This window comes from Sphingobacterium sp. B29 (assembly GCF_001952815.1).
Lineage (GTDB): Bacteria > Bacteroidota > Bacteroidia > Sphingobacteriales > Sphingobacteriaceae > Sphingobacterium > Sphingobacterium siyangense.
This window is the reverse complement of sequence record NZ_CP019158.1, coordinates 380467-398248: the sequence shown is the minus strand read 5'-3', so window position 1 is coordinate 398248 and position 17782 is coordinate 380467. Positions and strand designations below refer to the sequence as shown.

10 protein-coding genes and 1 tRNA gene are annotated in these 17782 nt (G+C 40.7%); 8 read left to right on the top strand and 3 right to left on the bottom strand.

All coding sequences use genetic code 11. From position 1 onward, the window contains the following. Nucleotides 1-167 precede the first annotated feature (167 nt). The 7 genes from BV902_RS01765 to BV902_RS01735 all read left to right on the top strand — a co-directional run bounded on the left by BV902_RS01765 (nucleotide 168) and on the right by BV902_RS01735 (nucleotide 12856). Nucleotides 168-1613, top strand: coding sequence for a glycosyltransferase (locus BV902_RS01765; RefSeq protein WP_216640422.1), 1446 nt, complete (start codon nucleotides 168-170; stop codon nucleotides 1611-1613). A gap of 34 nt (nucleotides 1614-1647) precedes the next feature. Next, complete coding sequence (locus tag BV902_RS01760) at nucleotides 1648-2949, top strand: nucleotide sugar dehydrogenase (protein ID WP_075990509.1); 1302 nt, start codon at nucleotides 1648-1650, stop codon at nucleotides 2947-2949. Between the two features lie 217 nt (nucleotides 2950-3166). After that, nucleotides 3167-3709, top strand: coding sequence for an RNA polymerase sigma factor (locus BV902_RS01755; protein WP_075990508.1), 543 nt, complete (start codon nucleotides 3167-3169; stop codon nucleotides 3707-3709). A gap of 139 nt (nucleotides 3710-3848) precedes the next feature. Beyond that, nucleotides 3849-4958 (top strand): FecR domain-containing protein, encoded by a 1110-nt coding sequence (locus BV902_RS01750; protein ID WP_075990507.1) that lies wholly within the window; start codon nucleotides 3849-3851, stop codon nucleotides 4956-4958. Nucleotides 4959-5195: 237 nt separating this feature from the next. Continuing rightward, the gene (locus BV902_RS01745) at nucleotides 5196-8594 is read left to right on the top strand and encodes a TonB-dependent receptor (protein ID WP_083663777.1); all 3399 of its coding nucleotides are present in this window, start codon (nucleotides 5196-5198) and stop codon (nucleotides 8592-8594) included. Nucleotides 8595-8605: 11 nt separating this feature from the next. Beyond that, on the top strand, nucleotides 8606-10411 hold the full coding sequence (locus BV902_RS01740) for a RagB/SusD family nutrient uptake outer membrane protein (protein WP_075990505.1): 1806 nt from the start codon (nucleotides 8606-8608) through the stop codon (nucleotides 10409-10411). A gap of 63 nt (nucleotides 10412-10474) precedes the next feature. Then, nucleotides 10475-12856, top strand: coding sequence for an outer membrane protein assembly factor BamB family protein (locus BV902_RS01735; protein ID WP_075990504.1), 2382 nt, complete (start codon nucleotides 10475-10477; stop codon nucleotides 12854-12856). A 197-nt stretch (nucleotides 12857-13053) separates the two neighbouring features. Here BV902_RS01735 and BV902_RS01730 read toward each other — a convergent pair whose 3' ends face one another. The 3 genes from BV902_RS01730 to BV902_RS01720 form a co-directional block, all read right to left on the bottom strand. After that, on the bottom strand, nucleotides 13054-13689 hold the full coding sequence (locus BV902_RS01730; protein ID WP_075990503.1) for a carbonic anhydrase: 636 nt from the start codon (nucleotides 13687-13689) through the stop codon (nucleotides 13054-13056). A gap of 82 nt (nucleotides 13690-13771) precedes the next feature. Further along, entirely contained in the window at nucleotides 13772-14758 is a 987-nt protein-coding gene (locus tag BV902_RS01725; protein WP_075990502.1) for a phosphotransferase, read from the bottom strand. 211 nt (nucleotides 14759-14969) lie between these two features. Continuing rightward, nucleotides 14970-15041, bottom strand: a tRNA-Glu gene (locus BV902_RS01720). A 195-nt stretch (nucleotides 15042-15236) separates the two neighbouring features. Between BV902_RS01720 and BV902_RS01715 the strand changes: the two genes are divergently transcribed. Further along, nucleotides 15237-17702, top strand: coding sequence for a family 20 glycosylhydrolase (locus BV902_RS01715; RefSeq protein ID WP_083663426.1), 2466 nt, complete (start codon nucleotides 15237-15239; stop codon nucleotides 17700-17702). The last annotated feature ends 80 nt before the right edge of the window (nucleotides 17703-17782 follow it).

Sequence of the window (17782 nt, the reverse complement as noted above, 5' to 3'; positions counted from 1 at the left end):
AATTTGTATCAAGAACGTTACAATTTGAACAGTGGGGCCATTTTTGGCACAAAATAAAGGCATGTCTTTTGCGTTTATGCAATCGTAATATTTTCATTACAAATGATGCCGATTGCGGTATCGGTTAAATATAGAATGAACGAATGTGTATCTAAAATAGAACGGTTATGAATTACATGAAAGAAAACTCGATCGTATCCAAGCAGATGACCAAACCATGGCAGCCTGCGGTATACGATGTAAATGCAGGAGAAAAGCGATCTGATCATACAGTGAGCAAAAACGAGGAAAGCAACTTTGGTCCAAGAGAATATGGTATTTTTGGAGCGACTTTTTTTATACTATTTGCGTCTGTTTTTGGCGTATACATGCTTCAACCCGATTTTGATGCGTTACGTTTCCAACGTTTAGACAGTATTGGCGGAACATTTTTGATTATTTTCGGGATACTTTTAGCGGCTATTGCCATCAGTTTTTTGATTTTTTTAATTGTACTTCACCGTAAATATAAGCCCATTGCTTCTGTATCGGACGATGAGCTACCTACTTGTACGATTATTGTTCCGGCTTATAACGAAGGGCAGTTAGTCTATGATACCTTACATAGTTTGGCTAGCAGTGATTATCCGGAGAAGAAACTTCAGATCATTGCCATTGACGACGGTAGTAAGGACAATACCTTTGCCTGGATACAACGTGCCAAAATGGAATTGGGCGATCGTGTTGAAATTTATCAGCAGCCCAAGAATATGGGTAAGAGACATGCTTTATACCGTGGATTTAAGTTAGGTACGGGAGAAATCTTTATTACGGTTGATAGTGATTCTATTGTTAAAAAGGATACCATACGTAATATGGCGAGTCCTTTTGTAACAAACAAGGAGTGTGGAGCAGTTGCGGGCAACGTGCGCGTATTGAATACTAAAAAAGCGATTATACCACGTATGTTGAACGTTAGCTTCGTATTCAGCTTTGAGTTTGTACGGTCTGCGCAAAGTATGTTGGGCACGGTCATGTGTACACCAGGAGCCTTGTCCGGCTACCGTAAAGAGGCTGTCATGAACTGTTTGGAGGATTGGATCAACCAGACTTTTATGGGGCAACCGTCCGATATCGGTGAAGATCGTGCAATGACCAATATGATCCTAAAACAAGGTTATCATGTTTTATTTCAATCCAATGCATACGTTTATACCGACACGCCGGTCCGTTATAAAAATTTGTACAAAATGTTCATCCGTTGGGAACGAAGTAACGTGCGCGAAAACATTGCGATGAGTAAATTTGCATTTAAGAATTTCCGTCAAGGACCTAAATGGGGAGCACGTATCTTATTGCTTATGCAATGGAAAAAAGTATTATTGTCTTATCCAATGATGTTTTTGATGCTGTGGACAGTATTTCATTATCCATTAATGTTCTTAAGCTCAACGTTGGTCGGTATCTTAATATTTTCCAGCATTCAGGCCTATTTCTTTGCTTCGAAAAACTCCGACGCCAAAGAAGCTTTTTGGGCTTATAGTTACAGTATATTTTATGCCTTCAGCTTATTCTGGATTACACCGTATGCGATAGCGACAGCCGGACGCAGAGGTTGGTTGACAAGAGGTTAAAAGTAAAGCAAAGAACGTATATTTACAGCTATATATGAGAGATTTTAAGGTAAAAAAAATTGCCGTCATCGGCCAAGGATATGTAGGATTGCCATTAGCAATAGCATTTTCCGATTTTTTCCCGGTGATTGGATTTGACATAAATAAAACACGTATCGAAGAGCTTAAGCAAGGGCTTGACCGCACCCTAGAAACGGATCAAAAAGAGTTAAAACGGGCGCGAGATTTATTCCATACATCTAACCAAAACAAAGGTTATGATGCGAGTAATTCTATAGCTGACATTGCAGATGCAAATGTCTATATTGTAACTGTCCCAACTCCGATAGACCGTTATAATTCTCCAGACTTGTCCCCTTTGTTAAAAGCTTCTAAAATGCTTGGAGAGCTTTTGACAATAGGTGATTTGGTGATCTATGAATCTACTGTTTATCCTGGTTGTACTGAAGAAGAGTGTATACCTGTTTTGGAGACTTTCTCGGGATTAAAATTTAATCAAGATTTTTTTGTTGGCTATTCACCAGAACGCATTAATCCAGGCGATAAAGTAAATTCACTTCAAAAAGTCATGAAGGTGACTTCCGGAAGTACGCCTGAGGCAGGATTGGTGGTAGATGGACTTTATAAAAATATTATTGAAGCCGGGACACATTTGGCCCCCTCAATCAAAGTTGCCGAAGCTGCCAAAGTGATCGAAAATGCTCAGCGTGATGTAAATATTTCCTTTATGAATGAGCTCGCGCTAATCTTCGACCGAGTGGGCATAGATACACAGGACGTGTTAGATGCTGCAGGTACAAAATATAACTTCCTTCGTTTTAAACCGGGTTTAGTCGGAGGCCATTGTATTTCTGTGGACCCTTATTATCTTGCTCAAAAAGCAACTCAACTAGGCTATCATCCCCACGTCATTTTATCTGGCAGAGAGGTGAATGATCAAATTGCTTCTTTCATTGCTTCAAAAGTTGTTAAACTGATGATTCAAAAAAATATCAAATTTGAGGGAGCCAAAGCGCTGGTATTAGGTATTACATTCAAAGAAAATTGTCCTGACATTAGAAACAGCAAGGTCATTGACATGATCCATGACCTCCAAGAGTTTGGTTTAAAGGTAGATGTCTACGATCCATGGGTAAATGTAGATGATGTGAAATCACATTTCAATCTCGATCTAATGTCATCTCTTCCTGAATCTGCAGATTATGACAGCGTTATACTTGCCGTTGGACATCGAGAATTTTTACATTTGGATCTCAACAACTTAAAAAAGAATCCATCCGTTGTTTTTGACATCAAGGGCATACTCGATCGAAAATTAGTGGATGCTCGTTTGTAAGAATAGATTTAAAAGATTTCTAATAGCACTATTCACATCTTTATCTGCTCCCTATTCAAAAAGGAGCAGATAAAGATTTTTTTGTTAACTAACATTTTATGCAATCGTTTGATTAAAAAAAACATCATCATATTTTCTGTTTTTAATACTAACTTAACACCACAATTATAAATTTGGCCTAAAATTAAACTAAGGGAGTACATAAATTGCGGTAATTATGGAACAGTTAGATGACACCGTGCTATTCGTTGGGATTCAAGCCAATGACCGTCATGCTTTTTCGGAATTAGTCAATCGCTATTCTGCTATACTTTTTCGATTTATACAGCGCCGTGTTTCCTGTGTTGAAGACTGTGAAGATATCCTGCAGGAGGTATTTGTCGCCCTTTGGAACAATAGACACAAAATCAGCATTGAGTCCTCCCTCTATCCGTATCTTTTTAAAACAGCCAAATACAAAATCATTGACTGGACCATACAAGAGCAGCGTAAGGTTGTCCGCGCTGAAGCCCTCTTACAGACCTACCAAACACAGTCTACAACAGCAACATCTGAAGAAGAACTCTTGGCAAAAGAGCTCTCGATACTGATCGAGCAAGAAATTGACAAGATGCCTTCAACAATGCGATCTGCTTTCTCGCTTAGCAGAAAAGAATCCATGTCTATTAAAGATATCGCCACCGAACTTGCATTATCAGAACAAACCGTAAAAAACAATATCTCACTGGCTCTAGGCTGGCTCAAGCTTCGATTTAAATAATAGTCCGCTAGACGAACTTGCGTCATGCGGTCTCATTTCCCAATACCTCACATTTAAAAACACTGTAATACAGCAATTTATACCTTTTTTTTGATTTTTCTTCGGTACTTCTCTTCGCATAAGGGGATTATAGGTTTGTATGAAGGAACAAGAATCATCAGATCAAGCCAAAGCCTTGCTTAAAAAATACTTGGAAGGCCAATGTACAGCTGCGGAAGAACAACAGGTACTCCGTTGGTTTTATACATTGGACCAATCCGAGAACGAGCTGTCAGTGAACGAAAATCCACCCGATCTGGCATCACGTATCAATGCAAGATTAGATGCTCAACTATTTGATGAACCCGCACCACTCAAACGAATGAGCTGGGTACGATCTAAATCGATGGTTGCTGCCACCCTTATCGCCGTTTCGGGGTTTAGCTTCTGGTTCTATCAAAAATTGTCCTCGCCAGCACAAATACCGCTTACATTGGCAGCGGAGGTTCGTTCCCACAACAAGACTTTTCACAACGACATCCTTCCGGGAGGACATTATGCAAAACTTATAACACCGACAGGAAAAGAGCAACAGCTCGCAGATCCATTTGTCCAACAGCATAGTTCAACGACAGCTATAGCCGGGAAAAATTTCCGTGTTGATGTACCCAAGGCCGGTACTTATATGGTCATTTTAGAAGATGGTACAAAAGTATGGCTCAATTCGCTCACTCAGCTTTCTTATCCAACACATTTTGAGGCAGATCAACGTCAAGTTACATTAACGGGAGAAGCTTATTTTAAGGTCGCTAAGGATGCTAGCCGACCTTTCCGCATCCACGCCAATGGCACAACGATCGAGGTCCTTGGAACCACATTCAACGTCAACGCGTATCAAAATGAAGTGTCCACGTCACTCGTAGAGGGAAGTGTCAAAGTTCTTAAAGAAGGTAAGCAGACTATTATTAAACCCGGTGAGCAAGCGACAACATTGGCGAATGATATTCAGGTCAAAGTAAGTGATATAGTGAAAAATACAGCATGGCAGCGTGAAGAATTTTATTTCGACGGCAGCAATTTCAACGATATCACGCAGCAAATTGCACGTTGGTATAATGTTGAATTTAAAAATATCGAAGCCATCACTAACGCTTCTACCTACAAAGGCTCCATAAGCAGAAACAGCAAGCTTTCGGAAGTATTGGAAATCCTTGCTTTAGCGACAGGGCGAAAATTCGACATCAACGGTCGGAACGTAATCGTGCAATGAAATTGATTATCTACCTAAAAATACATCTATGGCATAAACATCGACTTATCGCCTGGCAATAACAAAAGAAGGGGATGTTGACGCATCCCCAGTTAAATCCAAGGCTTATTTTACTGATTACCAACAGAAATTTAAAACCTCAAAAATCATTCTAATTTATGAATTTTTTTTTCTCCAATGAAAAGGCAGGAGAAAACACGGGAATTCCGGATCCCTCCAGCCTTTAAAACTTTATGTATGATAAAGTTAAGCACTCTTTCTTTGCTTTCCCTTGCTTTGGGAGCATATGCCTCGGGAAATGCACAAACAGTCAATCTCTCCTTAAAAAAAGTAAAGGTTGAGAAAGTTTTACAAGAAATTTCTAAGCAAACAGACTTACGATTTTTTTATGATGAAAAACTGCTGGATAATCTACAGCCCATCAGTGTGGATGCAAATCATGCTTCCATTTCACAAGTGCTATCCAAAGCACTTAAAGGACAGAATCTAAGCTATCAGATTCTCAATAACACCATTGTTATTTCCGAAAAACAACGTACAGATTTCGAAATTACAGGTACAGTTCGCGATTCAAAAGCAGCACTTGCCGGTGTAACGGTGTCTGTAGAGGGAAATTCCGCATTATCTACAAAAACAGATGCCAACGGACACTTCTCGCTTCGGATACCTGAGAAAGCAGTGCTGACATTTCAGTATATGGGCTACACAACAGAGCGTATACAGGTGGGAAATCAACACACATTAAATGTAACTTTACAAACGAGCACATCACAATTAGATGAGGTGGTGGTCGTTGGTTATGGTACACAACGGAAAATAAATTTAACGGGCGCAGTAGACCAGATTTCCGCTAAAGAAATTGAGAATAGACCGGTCACCAATTTAGGTGCTGCCTTGCAGGGATTGATCCCCAACTTGAACATCACCAACGCGAGCGGTAATCCTTCGCAAAGTGCAAAATTCAATATCCGCGGTATCACATCAATCAATGGTGGTGAGCCTCTTATATTAGTAGACAATATTCCTGTCACTGGTGACGAATTAGCGAGACTCAATCCAAATGATTTTGAAAACGTATCGGTCTTAAAAGATGCGGCTTCAGCTGCAATCTATGGAGCTCGTGGAGCATTCGGTGTAGTTCTTGTAACAACCAAATCTGCTAAATCCGAAAAGCTTCAGGTGAATGTAGGAATGAGCACACAATGGCGTACCACCGGTAAATTGCCTGATGTTGTCACAGATCCGCTTACCGTGATGCAATATAAGCACGATGCTGCTTACCCATTATATGATTTGTATCCAGATGCAGTACGTGAATATGCTAAAAAGCTTCAGCAGGATCCGAGTTTGCCTAACACGATCTTGGACCCTACAAACCCAGAAAAATGGGCTTATTATGGCCAAACCGATTGGATGAAGGAAGCCTATAAAAAAATGGCTCCTACCAACACGCTCAACTTGAGTTTGGGTAAAAGAACAGACAAATTAAGTTACTTATTCTCTGGAGAATACTATAAGCTCGGCGGTGCGCTAAAATATGGAAATGACAAACTTAACCGTTACAATGTTCGCAATAAAATGGATATGCAAGTCACTCCTTGGTTGAACTTCGGAAATAATACGGTATTAACAAGCCGACAATACGAAGCTCCTGTTTTCATGGGCGGTGATTTCTTTTGGAATGTGAACCGTACCTCATCTTTGGATGTTCCAAAAAATCCGGATGGCAGCTGGACGCAAGCAGGCGCTGGCCTTTTGGGACTATTACAAGAAGGGGGACGAAGAAAAGAAAATATCAACGAGTTCCAAACAACATTCAATGCCAAAGCAGATCTGATCAAAAACATATGGACAGCTAACGCAGATGTTACTTTCCGTCGTTCCTTTGGTGTAACAGATGGGTATGATCGTCCTGTGCAGTACAAGACAGGGCCGAATGCTACGCCTCAGTATGCTGGTGGAACTGTACCTTCCGCATATAAGCAGCAGGAAAACACCCGATATGATGTAATCAACGTGTATACACAATATACACAACAGTTTAATGACCACCATGTCAGCGCCTTAGTCGGTTATAACCAAGAATATAGAAATACAGAAAAGAATTATGCGCTTAAAAATGGTCTTTATTCGGCTGATATACCATCCATCGGCTTAGGTAGTGGAGCGACAACAGTTACCCATAGTATCGACGATTATGCACTGCAAGGTGTATTTTATCGTCTGAACTATGATTATAAAGGGCGTTACCTTATTGAATCCAATGGCCGTCTGGACGGTTCCTCACGTTTTCCTCAAGGAGACCGCTGGGGATTTTTCCCATCGGTATCTGCGGGGTGGGTACTTTCTGAAGAACAATTCTTTAGCCCGCTCAAATCTGCGATCAACTTTTTGAAACTAAGGGGCTCTTATGGACAATTGGGCAACCAAACCGTCTATGACAAGTATATGAATCCACTAAGTTATCCCTATTTGCCGTCTATGACAGTGGATAACAGCATTCCTAGATTTATTGAAGGTAATCGTCCGATATCCTTGAATCCACCATTAGTGGTCGCCAAATCCTTAACATGGGAGCGTATTTCAACAATCAATGGGGGTATTGACTTTAATCTACTCAACAGTCGCCTAAATACGACATTTGATATTTACAAACGGACCAATGAGGGTATGCTGATCCCAGGAAGAACTCTTCCCGGTGCCTTTGGTGCTGACGCACCGAACTTCAATGCGGCCGACATGAAAACGAATGGTTGGGATCTACGCATTAGCTGGAAAGACAAATTCGACCTAGCTGGATCGCCATTCCATTATAACGCGACATTTACACTAGCAAACAGCAAAGCCACAATTACCAAATTTGACAACCCAACGGGCGATATTAGACAGCATTACGCCGGACAGCGCATCGGTGAGATATGGGGTCTTCAAGCAGATGGTTTCTTCCAAAATGAAGATGAGCTAGCCAAATTGGATCAAACCGATGTAGGAACGGATGATCAGCAATATAAATACTATGTTGGTGATATCAAGTTCAAGGATATTGCGGGCGGGCCCGATGGAGGACCTGACGGTAAGATCACTAAAGGTAAACAAACCCTTGCTGACCATGGTGACCTCAAGATTCTAGGCAATTCAGAAATTCAATACCCCTATAGCTTAGACCTTTCAGGTTCATGGAAAGGTTTTGATCTACGTGTATTTCTTCAAGGTGTCGGAAAAAGAGACTGGTATCCACCGGGAAGCCAAATCTATTTCTGGGGAATTTATGCACAACCCTGGACGAATGTGACCAAACAGAACTTAGACCATTGGTCTCCAGATAACAGAGACGGGTATTTCCCACGGATAAAATCTTACAGTGCAGAAGATACTGGGCAAGAACTCGGCATACCTAATACACGTTATTTGCAGAATGCAGCCTATTTAAGGGTAAAAAACATCACTTTCGGCTATAGCCTTTCGCAGAATTTCACAAAAAGAATAGGCTTACAGGCCGTCCGCTTTTATGTAAGTGGCGAAAATCTATTTGAACGTTCAGGACTCAAAGTAAGCATAGACCCAGAAGCGTTAGGCGATACAAAAGTATATCCTTTCCAACGCACCTATGCCTTTGGATTAAATGTTAAGTTTTAATACGCATATTCATGAAAATATTTCATTATACTACACTAGCATTGTCTTTATCACTATTGACAATAAGCTGTAATAAAGACTTTTTGGATCGCAGCAACAAGACGGCTGTCACAGATCAAAATTTCTTTAAAACTCCAGAAGATCTCAAGACTTATACCAATGGTTTTTATCGATTTATAGGCGCATCATATGACGATATCTTCACCGATAATATCGGTGGGTTCACAGGGAGCAGTTCAACCAACAATATGCTCCGTGGCACACTAACACCAGGCAACGCATCTGGATGGTCGGATGAATGGAAAAATTTACGCCGCATCAATTATATGATGGATCACCTTGGTACTGTAACCGGCGATCAAGCACAAATAGACCATTACGTTGGAATTGCCCGCTTCTTTCGTGCCTACATCTACTTTAATTTAGTGCGCGATTATAACAATGTTCCTTGGTATGATACGGCTTTGGGTGCTGAGGACGAAGCCATGTACAAAGACCAAGATTCGCGCGAAGTGGTCGTTAAACATATTATGGAGGATCTTGAATTTGCCGCAGCCCATATCAGAGAAGATAAAGTAGCCGGTAATTTCAAAGAGCGTGTCACACAAGGCGCTGCATTAACACTATTAGCGCGCATTGCCTTACACGAAGGAACATTCCGTAAATACCACGAGGAGTTAAATTTACAGGCTACAGCAGATGAATTCTTAAAAAGAGCAGCTTCAGCATCCCAAGAAGTTATCAGTTCCGGAAAATACAAAATTCATAATACTGGTGCCAAAGAGGTCGACTTTAGAACATTGTTCAGCAGCAACAATTTATCCTCGAATACAGAAGCGATTTTTATCCAAAAGAATGACCGTTCACTGGGTATTGCAAACAATTCACACACCGTATTGGACTGGCAGTGGGCATTAAGCGGAGAATTGATGGAAGAATTTCTAACAGCTGACGGAAAATCTTTTACATCGACTCCGGATTACAAAACGAAAACCTTTACGCAAATATTTCAAAACAGGGACCCTCGCCTGGCTGAAACCATTATGCCTGCCGGATTTAAGACTGATCCGAATAACCCCACAGCTTATTTAATAAAACCTAGTTTTGGTGGATATTTACAGATTAAATTCTACCCTAGAGATCCTGCTCTTCGTGGCGGTTGGAATGCAAACTACACCGATCTTCCTATTATGCGTTATGCCGAAGTATTGCTTATCAATGCTGAAGCGAAAGCTGAATTGGGTACGCTTACACAAGCTGATCTGGATGCAACCGTGAATGTTTTACGTGGACGCGTCGGTGTACCAGCCTTACTGTTAGCAACGGCCAATACACAGGTAGATCCTGTTCTTGCTGCACGCTATCCGAACGCTCAAGGGGCCAATAAAGGGGCCTTGTTAGAGATCCGTCGTGAGCGCCGGGTTGAGCTTGCCTGTGAAGGTTTCCGTTTCAACGATGTGCTACGCTGGAAAACAGGAGACCTACTAGCCGTTGCCCCACATGGAATCTACGTGCCTGCATTAGGAGCTATGGACGTTACAGGTGATGGAAATCCGGATATTGCCATTCTTGAAAATGAGAAAGCAACAGGTCCAATTGACCAGTTACCGGATGCTGTAAAAACCAAGCTGGTAAAATATTACCTCGATGGAGGTGCATTCTACCTCAGCAATGGTACTTCGGGGTATATTATGATGACTGTTGACCAAAAAAATAAGCGGTCATTTGTCTCTCCAAAATATTATTACAAACCAATCCCATTGGGTCAAATAACATTGAATCCCAATTTAAAACAAGTATTCGGATGGGATAAATAGTTAATAACCTTAATCACTTTTTGCTAGCTCTGAAACCGGAGCTAGCTTTTTTATTTAAACAACATGAAATTACTCAAATTACTTGCCTGCTGTCTCCTTCCTATTCCCTCCCTTTTTGCACAACAACGCATTGGTCGGGTTTTTGAAGATCAGAATGCGAATAACCTGTTCGAAAAGAACGAAAATCTCCTAGGCGGAATCACTGTATCCGATGGCTATGATGTGGTAAAAACAAATAGAGACGGAACGTATACGCTGCCCTATAACCCCAATGCCCGCTTTTTGTCTGTCACTGTGCCCAGTGGTTACAAGGCTACCAAAACACATTACATTCCATTGCGTGCGGATGCCAAAAATCTAGACTTCGCTTTAGTCAAAGATGCGGTTCAACAAAACGATTTTCTACGCTTTATCCAAATCACGGATACAGAAACACCGCTATACGGACCTTGGATTGACAATGTCAGAAACTACGCCAAGCAACAGCGTGCAAGTCTGATCATGCATACCGGAGATATCTGCTATGAACCGGGCATGCTTTTTCATGCCAAGCAGGTCAACAGTGAACTCATGGGCAGACCCACCTATTATACTGTCGGAAATCATGATCTTGTCAAAGGTGAATATGGCGAGAAGCTATTTGAAGATCTATTTGGACCGACTTATTACTCATTCGACGCCGGGCCGGCTCACTTCGTCGTTACACCAATGCCAAATGGCGACTATAAACCCAGCTACACCGCTGATCAGATCATAGCTTGGCTCAAAAAAGATCTAGCTGCCATGGATAAATCCAAGCCATTGATCTTTATTAACCATGACTTCTTTGTAGGGCCTGATTTTGTACTTAAAGGAGAAAAAGAACAGATCGATTTAAAGCAATATAACCTTAAGGCCTGGTTCTATGGGCACTGGCACAACAATTTCGTCTTCAAACAAAATGGTGTCTATGTCGTTTGTTCCAATGCCCCTAACAAAGGTGGTATTGATAATTCTGCCGCACAGTTTGTTGTCGTCGATATTGACAAACAAGGTATCAAGAATATCAAGCCGATCTACACAAACTTACGTGATCACGTCCAGTTGGTACGGCCCGTGGAAAATCAGTCGTTAAACGCTGACCAAACGCTGCCTATACTGGTCAACGCCTACGATAGTGAGCGACAAATACAGGGCGTAGACCTCACAATATCCGCACATGAGACCGGAAATCGCATAAGCTCGATTTCGCTGAAAGCTTCCGGAGATTGGACATGGCAAGCAAATGTTCCTTTCCAAAAACAAAATCACAAAGGACAACACGATGCACTTATCACGATTCGCTACGAGAATGGCGAACAGACCTTAAAGAAAGAAACGTTTAGCCTCGCGCCAGCAGAAAATGATAAGATCAAACTACAGTGGTCCACTTCAGTCAATGGAAATATCTGGAAAACAAGCCCTCTGGTAGTTGGCGATAAACTTTTTATAGCCACAATGGATGATGGCATAGGAACCAATCATGCAATCAAAGCCCTGGATAGACGGAGTGGAAAAGTATTATGGTCTCTGCCAACGATAAATTCCATTAAGCATAGATTACGTTTCAGTGATGGTATATTGTTGGCCACCGATGTTGAAACCAATGTCTATGCAATAGATGCAAATACAGGGAAAATCCTGTGGACAAAGAAACCTTCGGCTCCAAGTCTCCCGACCTTTGTTTCTGGCGCTGCGCTTGCCAACGGGATTTATTATACTGGATTAGGAAAACGAATGTCGGCGATTGATATCCATACAGGCAAACCGTTATGGGAAGGTGTAGAACCGTCAGGCGGAGAAGCTACTCCAGCAGAGCTATCGGTTGTCGGTCAAGTTCTTTTAGCTGGATACAACTGGAATGCACTCTGTGCTTATGATATCCATACTGGAAAACTGCTCTGGAAACGTCAGGAAGATGGTTTACGGTTTAGAAGTGGTGGGGTAACAGCTCAAAATGATTACATCTATACGACCGGCCTCAATGGCATCTTTAAGATCGATCTAAAAACGGGAGAAATCTCACAGAAGAGCATTAAAACCGACGATTTCAAGGTGATGACTGCACCAAAGATCAGTGAAAACCTTTTGGTTATGCCAACTTCCACCAACGGAATAAAAGCCTATGATCTGCAGACTTTGGAAGAGAAGTGGCATTTTTCCACTGGAGAAGCGCTTGTCTATTCTTCTGCATACAGTAGTCCTGATAACCATAAACTGGTCGGTACAGTTGAATCTGCAGTTATTGAAGTCAAAGACAAGTTAGTTTTTGGTGCTTCAGACGGCTATGTCTACGTCCTTAATAAAGCGGGTAAACTCCTATCAAAATTCAACCTGGGTTCGCCGATATTTTCAGACATCACGGTGGATGGCGATTTGATTTATGTGGCTGATTTCGCAGGAAATGTTTCCTGCTTTAAACTCTAGTATTTATACATAGAACAAAAAAGGGAGGTGCTAACTTTAAAATGAGTTAGCACCTCCCTTTTTCTTTTATTCTTAAAAAGTGTACACACCCATTCGACTTATGATCAGCGAATCTTGGGATACCTAATCTTACCTAAAGTCAGATACGGTTGTCCATCTTTTTTAACCGACAAAACCTATTTGTCTGTTTCTACAACTTACATCCAACTTACGCTACCAGTTTCAACATCATAGTTTGCGCCAACAATCTTAATTTTACCCTCTTCTTCAAGTTTACGAAGCGTTGAACTTTGTCTGCGAATGTCACGGATCGCATGTTTAATGTTCTGTTGATTTAGTTTTTCAAGCAACACACTATTTTTAGAAGAACGTTCTTCCCCCTTATCGATCACCTCATTAATGATCGGGTCGAAATGATTAATCAAATGATTTAGGTTATCCATTCCCATACCCTCAATCTGTGCCGCATCCAATCCTCCTTTTAATGCTCCACATTTGGTATGCCCTAGAACGACAACAAGTTTAGAACCTGCCACATTGCAACCAAACTCCATCGAACCTAAAATATCTTGATTGACAAAATTTCCGGCAATCCGGATACTGAAGATATCGCCCAATCCCTGATCAAATATAAGTTCAGCTGAAGTACGGCTATCGATGCAGCTTAGCACCACGGCAAATGGCCATTGTCCCTCACGCGTAGCGTTCACCTGTTCAAGTAGATCGCGGTTAGCTTTCAGGTTATTAACAAAGCGCTGGTTTCCCTCCTTCAGGAAATTTAATGCTTTTTCAGGTGTAATCGTCGATTGTGTTTCGTACGTATGTGCCTTCATAAAATTTTATTATTTGGAATATTAAAGGTAAAATTAATACGTTACATTTTAATTACCAATAGGAGAAAATACCTGTAATTTCTTATATAGCCCCAGTGACTTCGTTCTTTGTGTAATAATCCATCCAAGCTTTAATTCTTCCGACAAACATTTTAAGATAGTTTTCTGTCAAAAATATGTTGGACCAATCAAATCTTTGTGCCTGTACGCCCAGATAAAAAATAAAAATAGATGCGCCAGCTTTTGGTATTAAGCTGAGCTCTTTTTCAGATAAAAATCTATTGCTCTGGTATCCACGTAAGAAGCTTTGAATTTTTAATTCATACTGCTCTTTATCTGATTCTATGAAAAACAGTTGTTTGCAGAAATATCCAACATCTAAAATTTGCCATCCATTTCCACAAAAGTCAAAGTCAAAAATCGTAATCTCCTTTTCAGCCGTAACGGCCATATTATCATACCATATATCCATATGAATAATTCCGGTTTTCGTATTATCGAAATCTGAATTTTGAAAATTTCCTCCAAATTCCCTAATGAATTCCATTTCTGGCAACTTGTCCGAAAAGAATTGTTTTAAATACGCATAAGGCAGTTCTATAAGAGACTCCTTATGATAAGATACTCGGTTAATGTTCTTGTTTTCGGTATGGTTGTGCATATTCGCCATTAGAGAACCTATTCGAAAACAAGTTTCGTTGTCCATAAATCGAATTTTCTCACCTTGAGCAAAGGAAAAAAGTACAACGTATCTGTTTCCTTCAGGAGCATTTATTTCTTGAATGAATGCTCCATCTTTATCTTCAATTGGAAAAGAAACACTTAAATTTTCATTCTTCAATGATTTCAGAAGTTCAAGCTCTTCAATAATTTCGGTTCTTGACCTCCAATTATGACTATAAACTCGCAAAACGTATTTCGTTTCGGTGTTGGAAAGAAAATACGTGTGATTCATTCCTGTTCTGAATAGGGTACAATTGTATTTGTCGTCTAGGCCATATCTATCTTTCACAAAATCTCCTAATTGTTTGGCAGAAAGAGTAGAGGCTATAACCGGAAATGTTGTCATTTTTTTTACGTTAAATTTATAGTTTCGTTGATGAAGGATGTTTTTCCATTCAGGGTTATGATCAATAGCAGATTATTTTTTATCCCCCTACAACTTTTGTTTATGACTCACTTTGTTCCCGGAAGTTCATATTGGTTTTGTAGATACTAATAGCAAAAAAAAGCTTGCAATATGATTTGCAAGCTTTTTTAAGTTTTAATCTTTCGATCTGTAGCCCGTAGGGGAATCGAACCCCTGTTTCAAGAATGAAAATCTTGCGTCCTAACCCCTAGACGAACGGGCCGTTTTCTGTTTCGGTGTGCAAATATAGAAATATTTATAAATGTGTCAAAATTTTTATCTTTTTTTTTATTCATTTTTTTTTGAAATAGATCATAAAACCCTCTAGAATAGCTATATTTAGAGTCATTGAAAAAAGTAACCAACATGACTAATTTTAAAAAAAATCAAAAAACCGCTACTCTATGCCGGACTAGGCTTGGCTTTATTAAGTCAGGAAGCCTATGCCCAGAAATCGAGCGCTATCGCAGATCAACTGCAACTCACCTGGAAGGTCAAAGACGGACAGAATATCCGTAAAAATCCGGTATCCACCCTAATTTTAAAAAACAAGGGAAAAAGTGCTGTTCAACTCAACGACTGGAGCCTCTGGTTTAATTTTATCCGATCTATCGATCCCGATAAGGTCGACAAACGTTTTGCGATAGACCACCGAAACGGAGATCTCTTTCAGGTTAGCTTTAAGAAAAATAACTTTTTATTAAATGCGCAAGATACAGTCCACATCGATTTTATCACGACTGGACTGGTCAATTATACGGATGGGCCAATTGGTCTATACCTAAAAAATAATAAGACCGGGCTTGCAACAAATATTTCGGATTATTCTGCGGTTAAAATTGCTCCCCAGTCGGACGCTGAAAAAACAGCTTACTTTGCTTTTAAATACGATCAAAATAAGCTGGTAGAGGGTATAGCAGCACAGCATATCATCCCTTTACCAAGCAATATCAGCATCAATAATAACGAAAAATTCAACCTATCGACAGGTACAAATTTTTTTATTGACCATGAATTTGCTAGCGAAGGAGGCTTTCTGACAGACTTCCTGACCAGCTATTCAGGCGTTAAGCTAGCAGCTTCATCCAGTCCACAAGGCGGCATTGAGATTGTCAAAGCAAACAACTTAAAGCCCGAATCCTATCACTTGACGATTGGTGCTAAAGGTGTACGAATAGAAGCATCAGATAAAGCTGGTGCATTTTATGCCATACAATCGTTAAAATCGTTGATCAATCACAGTCAATGGAACAAAGGCATAAAATCGATCACATTACCATTCTGCAACATTGAAGATAGCCCGCGCTATGGGTACCGTGGATTTATGCTGGATGCTGCCCGTAATTTCCATAGCAAAGCCGAGGTTTTAAGAATATTGGATCTCATGGCTTCTTACAAGTTGAACAAGTTCCATTTCCACTTCATTGACGACGAAGGTTGGCGATTGGAAATTCCAGCCCTACCCGAATTAACGACTATCGGAGCCAACCGTTCGGCCAATTTTGAAGATGGAAAGGCAATACAGTCTGCTTATGGATCTGGCGCTACCGCTAAGCCGCATCAATTCTACAGTGTTGCTGACTATATCGAAATTTTAAAATATGCTCAGGCAAGACATATAGACGTCATACCAGAGGTAGAAACTCCTGGTCATGCCCGCGCAGCGATCAAAGCGATGCGCGCGCGTTTTGCGCATTACTCAAAACTTGGTGATAAACAAAAGGCGGAGGAATTCCTGCTTGACGATGCAGAGGACAAATCTGTTTATAATTCTGCACAAAACTGGAATGACAATGTCATGAACCCTGCCCTACCGTCAACCTATCACTTCCTGAGCAAAGTGATCGATGAAATCAAAGCGATGCATGATCAAGCTGGAGTTCCGTTGAAAATTATCGATTTGGGAGGCGACGAGACGCCAAGTGGTGTTTGGGAAAAATCGCCAAAGGTATTGGCCTTTATGAAGGAAAATAATATCGCCAATGTACTCGATGTATGGCCACTGTATATTACCAAAATTAATACCCTTGTTCAAGAAAAAGGGTTAACGATGTCTGGATGGGAAGAAATGGGTATGCGCAATAAAGGAAAAGGCATGGTTGTAAATGCCGATCTAGGAAAATCCGGCATCCATTTGAATGTATGGAACAATCTCCCTGGCCAAGGACAGGAAGACCTCGCCTATCGATTGGCAAATGCAGGATATAAAGTTGTTTATACGAGTGCTGCAAACAACTACCTGGATATGTCTTGGGACCGTGATTTTGCTGATCCAGGACACAGCTGGGTCGGTACGGTTAATCTGAATAGAACTTATTCGTTTTCTCCTGAAAATTTCTTCATCAATCTGCGCAAGGATGACACCGGAAAAGATCTTAGACCTGAGGCATACACCAATAAAGAACAGCTTACAGCGGAAGGGAAGAAAAACCTCCTCGGTATCAAAGGCGCCTTATGGGCAGAAAAGGTATCTACTGACCAGCGTCTTGAGGAAATGATATTTCCACGTTTAATAGCGATTGCTGATCGCGCATGGGCACCCGAACAAACTTGGGAAAAAGGAAATTCTTTTGACGAGGCCACTTATCGTAAATCGTATACCTCCTTTATCAAAAAATTAGGTGAGGATGAATTGAGAAAACTGGATAAGATAAATGGAGGCTATACCTATCGACTTCCTAAAATTGGAATCAAGAAAGAGGGTAGCCAACTCCTTATCAATACCGATTATCCTGGTTTCAAAGTCTATTACAGCGACAACGGCACTACGCCAACTTTGAAATCCAAAATAGTGAACAGTCCGATACCATTCCAGACTGGAAAGAAATACTTATTTAAAGTATTTGATGCGAAAGGACGATCAGGTGATGTAATCAGCTATTAATTCATTGGGCCGCAAAATGATAAACGCTATTGGCATTGACAATAAAAAAAAGCTGCCTAAAATAACATCAGTCACTTCAA

Bases quoted from the DNA above. Each gene is read 5' to 3' on its own strand.
- BV902_RS01765 (WP_216640422.1), top strand. From the start codon at position 168: ATGAATTACATGAAAGAAAACTCGATCGTATCCAAGCAGATGACCAAA.
- BV902_RS01760 (WP_075990509.1), top strand. From the start codon at position 1,648: ATGAGAGATTTTAAGGTAAAAAAAATTGCCGTCATCGGCCAAGGATAT.
- BV902_RS01755 (WP_075990508.1), top strand. From the start codon at position 3,167: ATGGAACAGTTAGATGACACCGTGCTATTCGTTGGGATTCAAGCCAAT.
- BV902_RS01750 (WP_075990507.1), top strand. From the start codon at position 3,849: ATGAAGGAACAAGAATCATCAGATCAAGCCAAAGCCTTGCTTAAAAAA.
- BV902_RS01745 (WP_083663777.1), top strand. From the start codon at position 5,196: ATGATAAAGTTAAGCACTCTTTCTTTGCTTTCCCTTGCTTTGGGAGCA.
- BV902_RS01740 (WP_075990505.1), top strand. From the start codon at position 8,606: ATGAAAATATTTCATTATACTACACTAGCATTGTCTTTATCACTATTG.
- BV902_RS01735 (WP_075990504.1), top strand. From the start codon at position 10,475: ATGAAATTACTCAAATTACTTGCCTGCTGTCTCCTTCCTATTCCCTCC.
- BV902_RS01730 (WP_075990503.1), bottom strand. From the start codon at position 13,689: ATGAAGGCACATACGTACGAAACACAATCGACGATTACACCTGAAAAA.
- BV902_RS01725 (WP_075990502.1), bottom strand. From the start codon at position 14,758: ATGACAACATTTCCGGTTATAGCCTCTACTCTTTCTGCCAAACAATTA.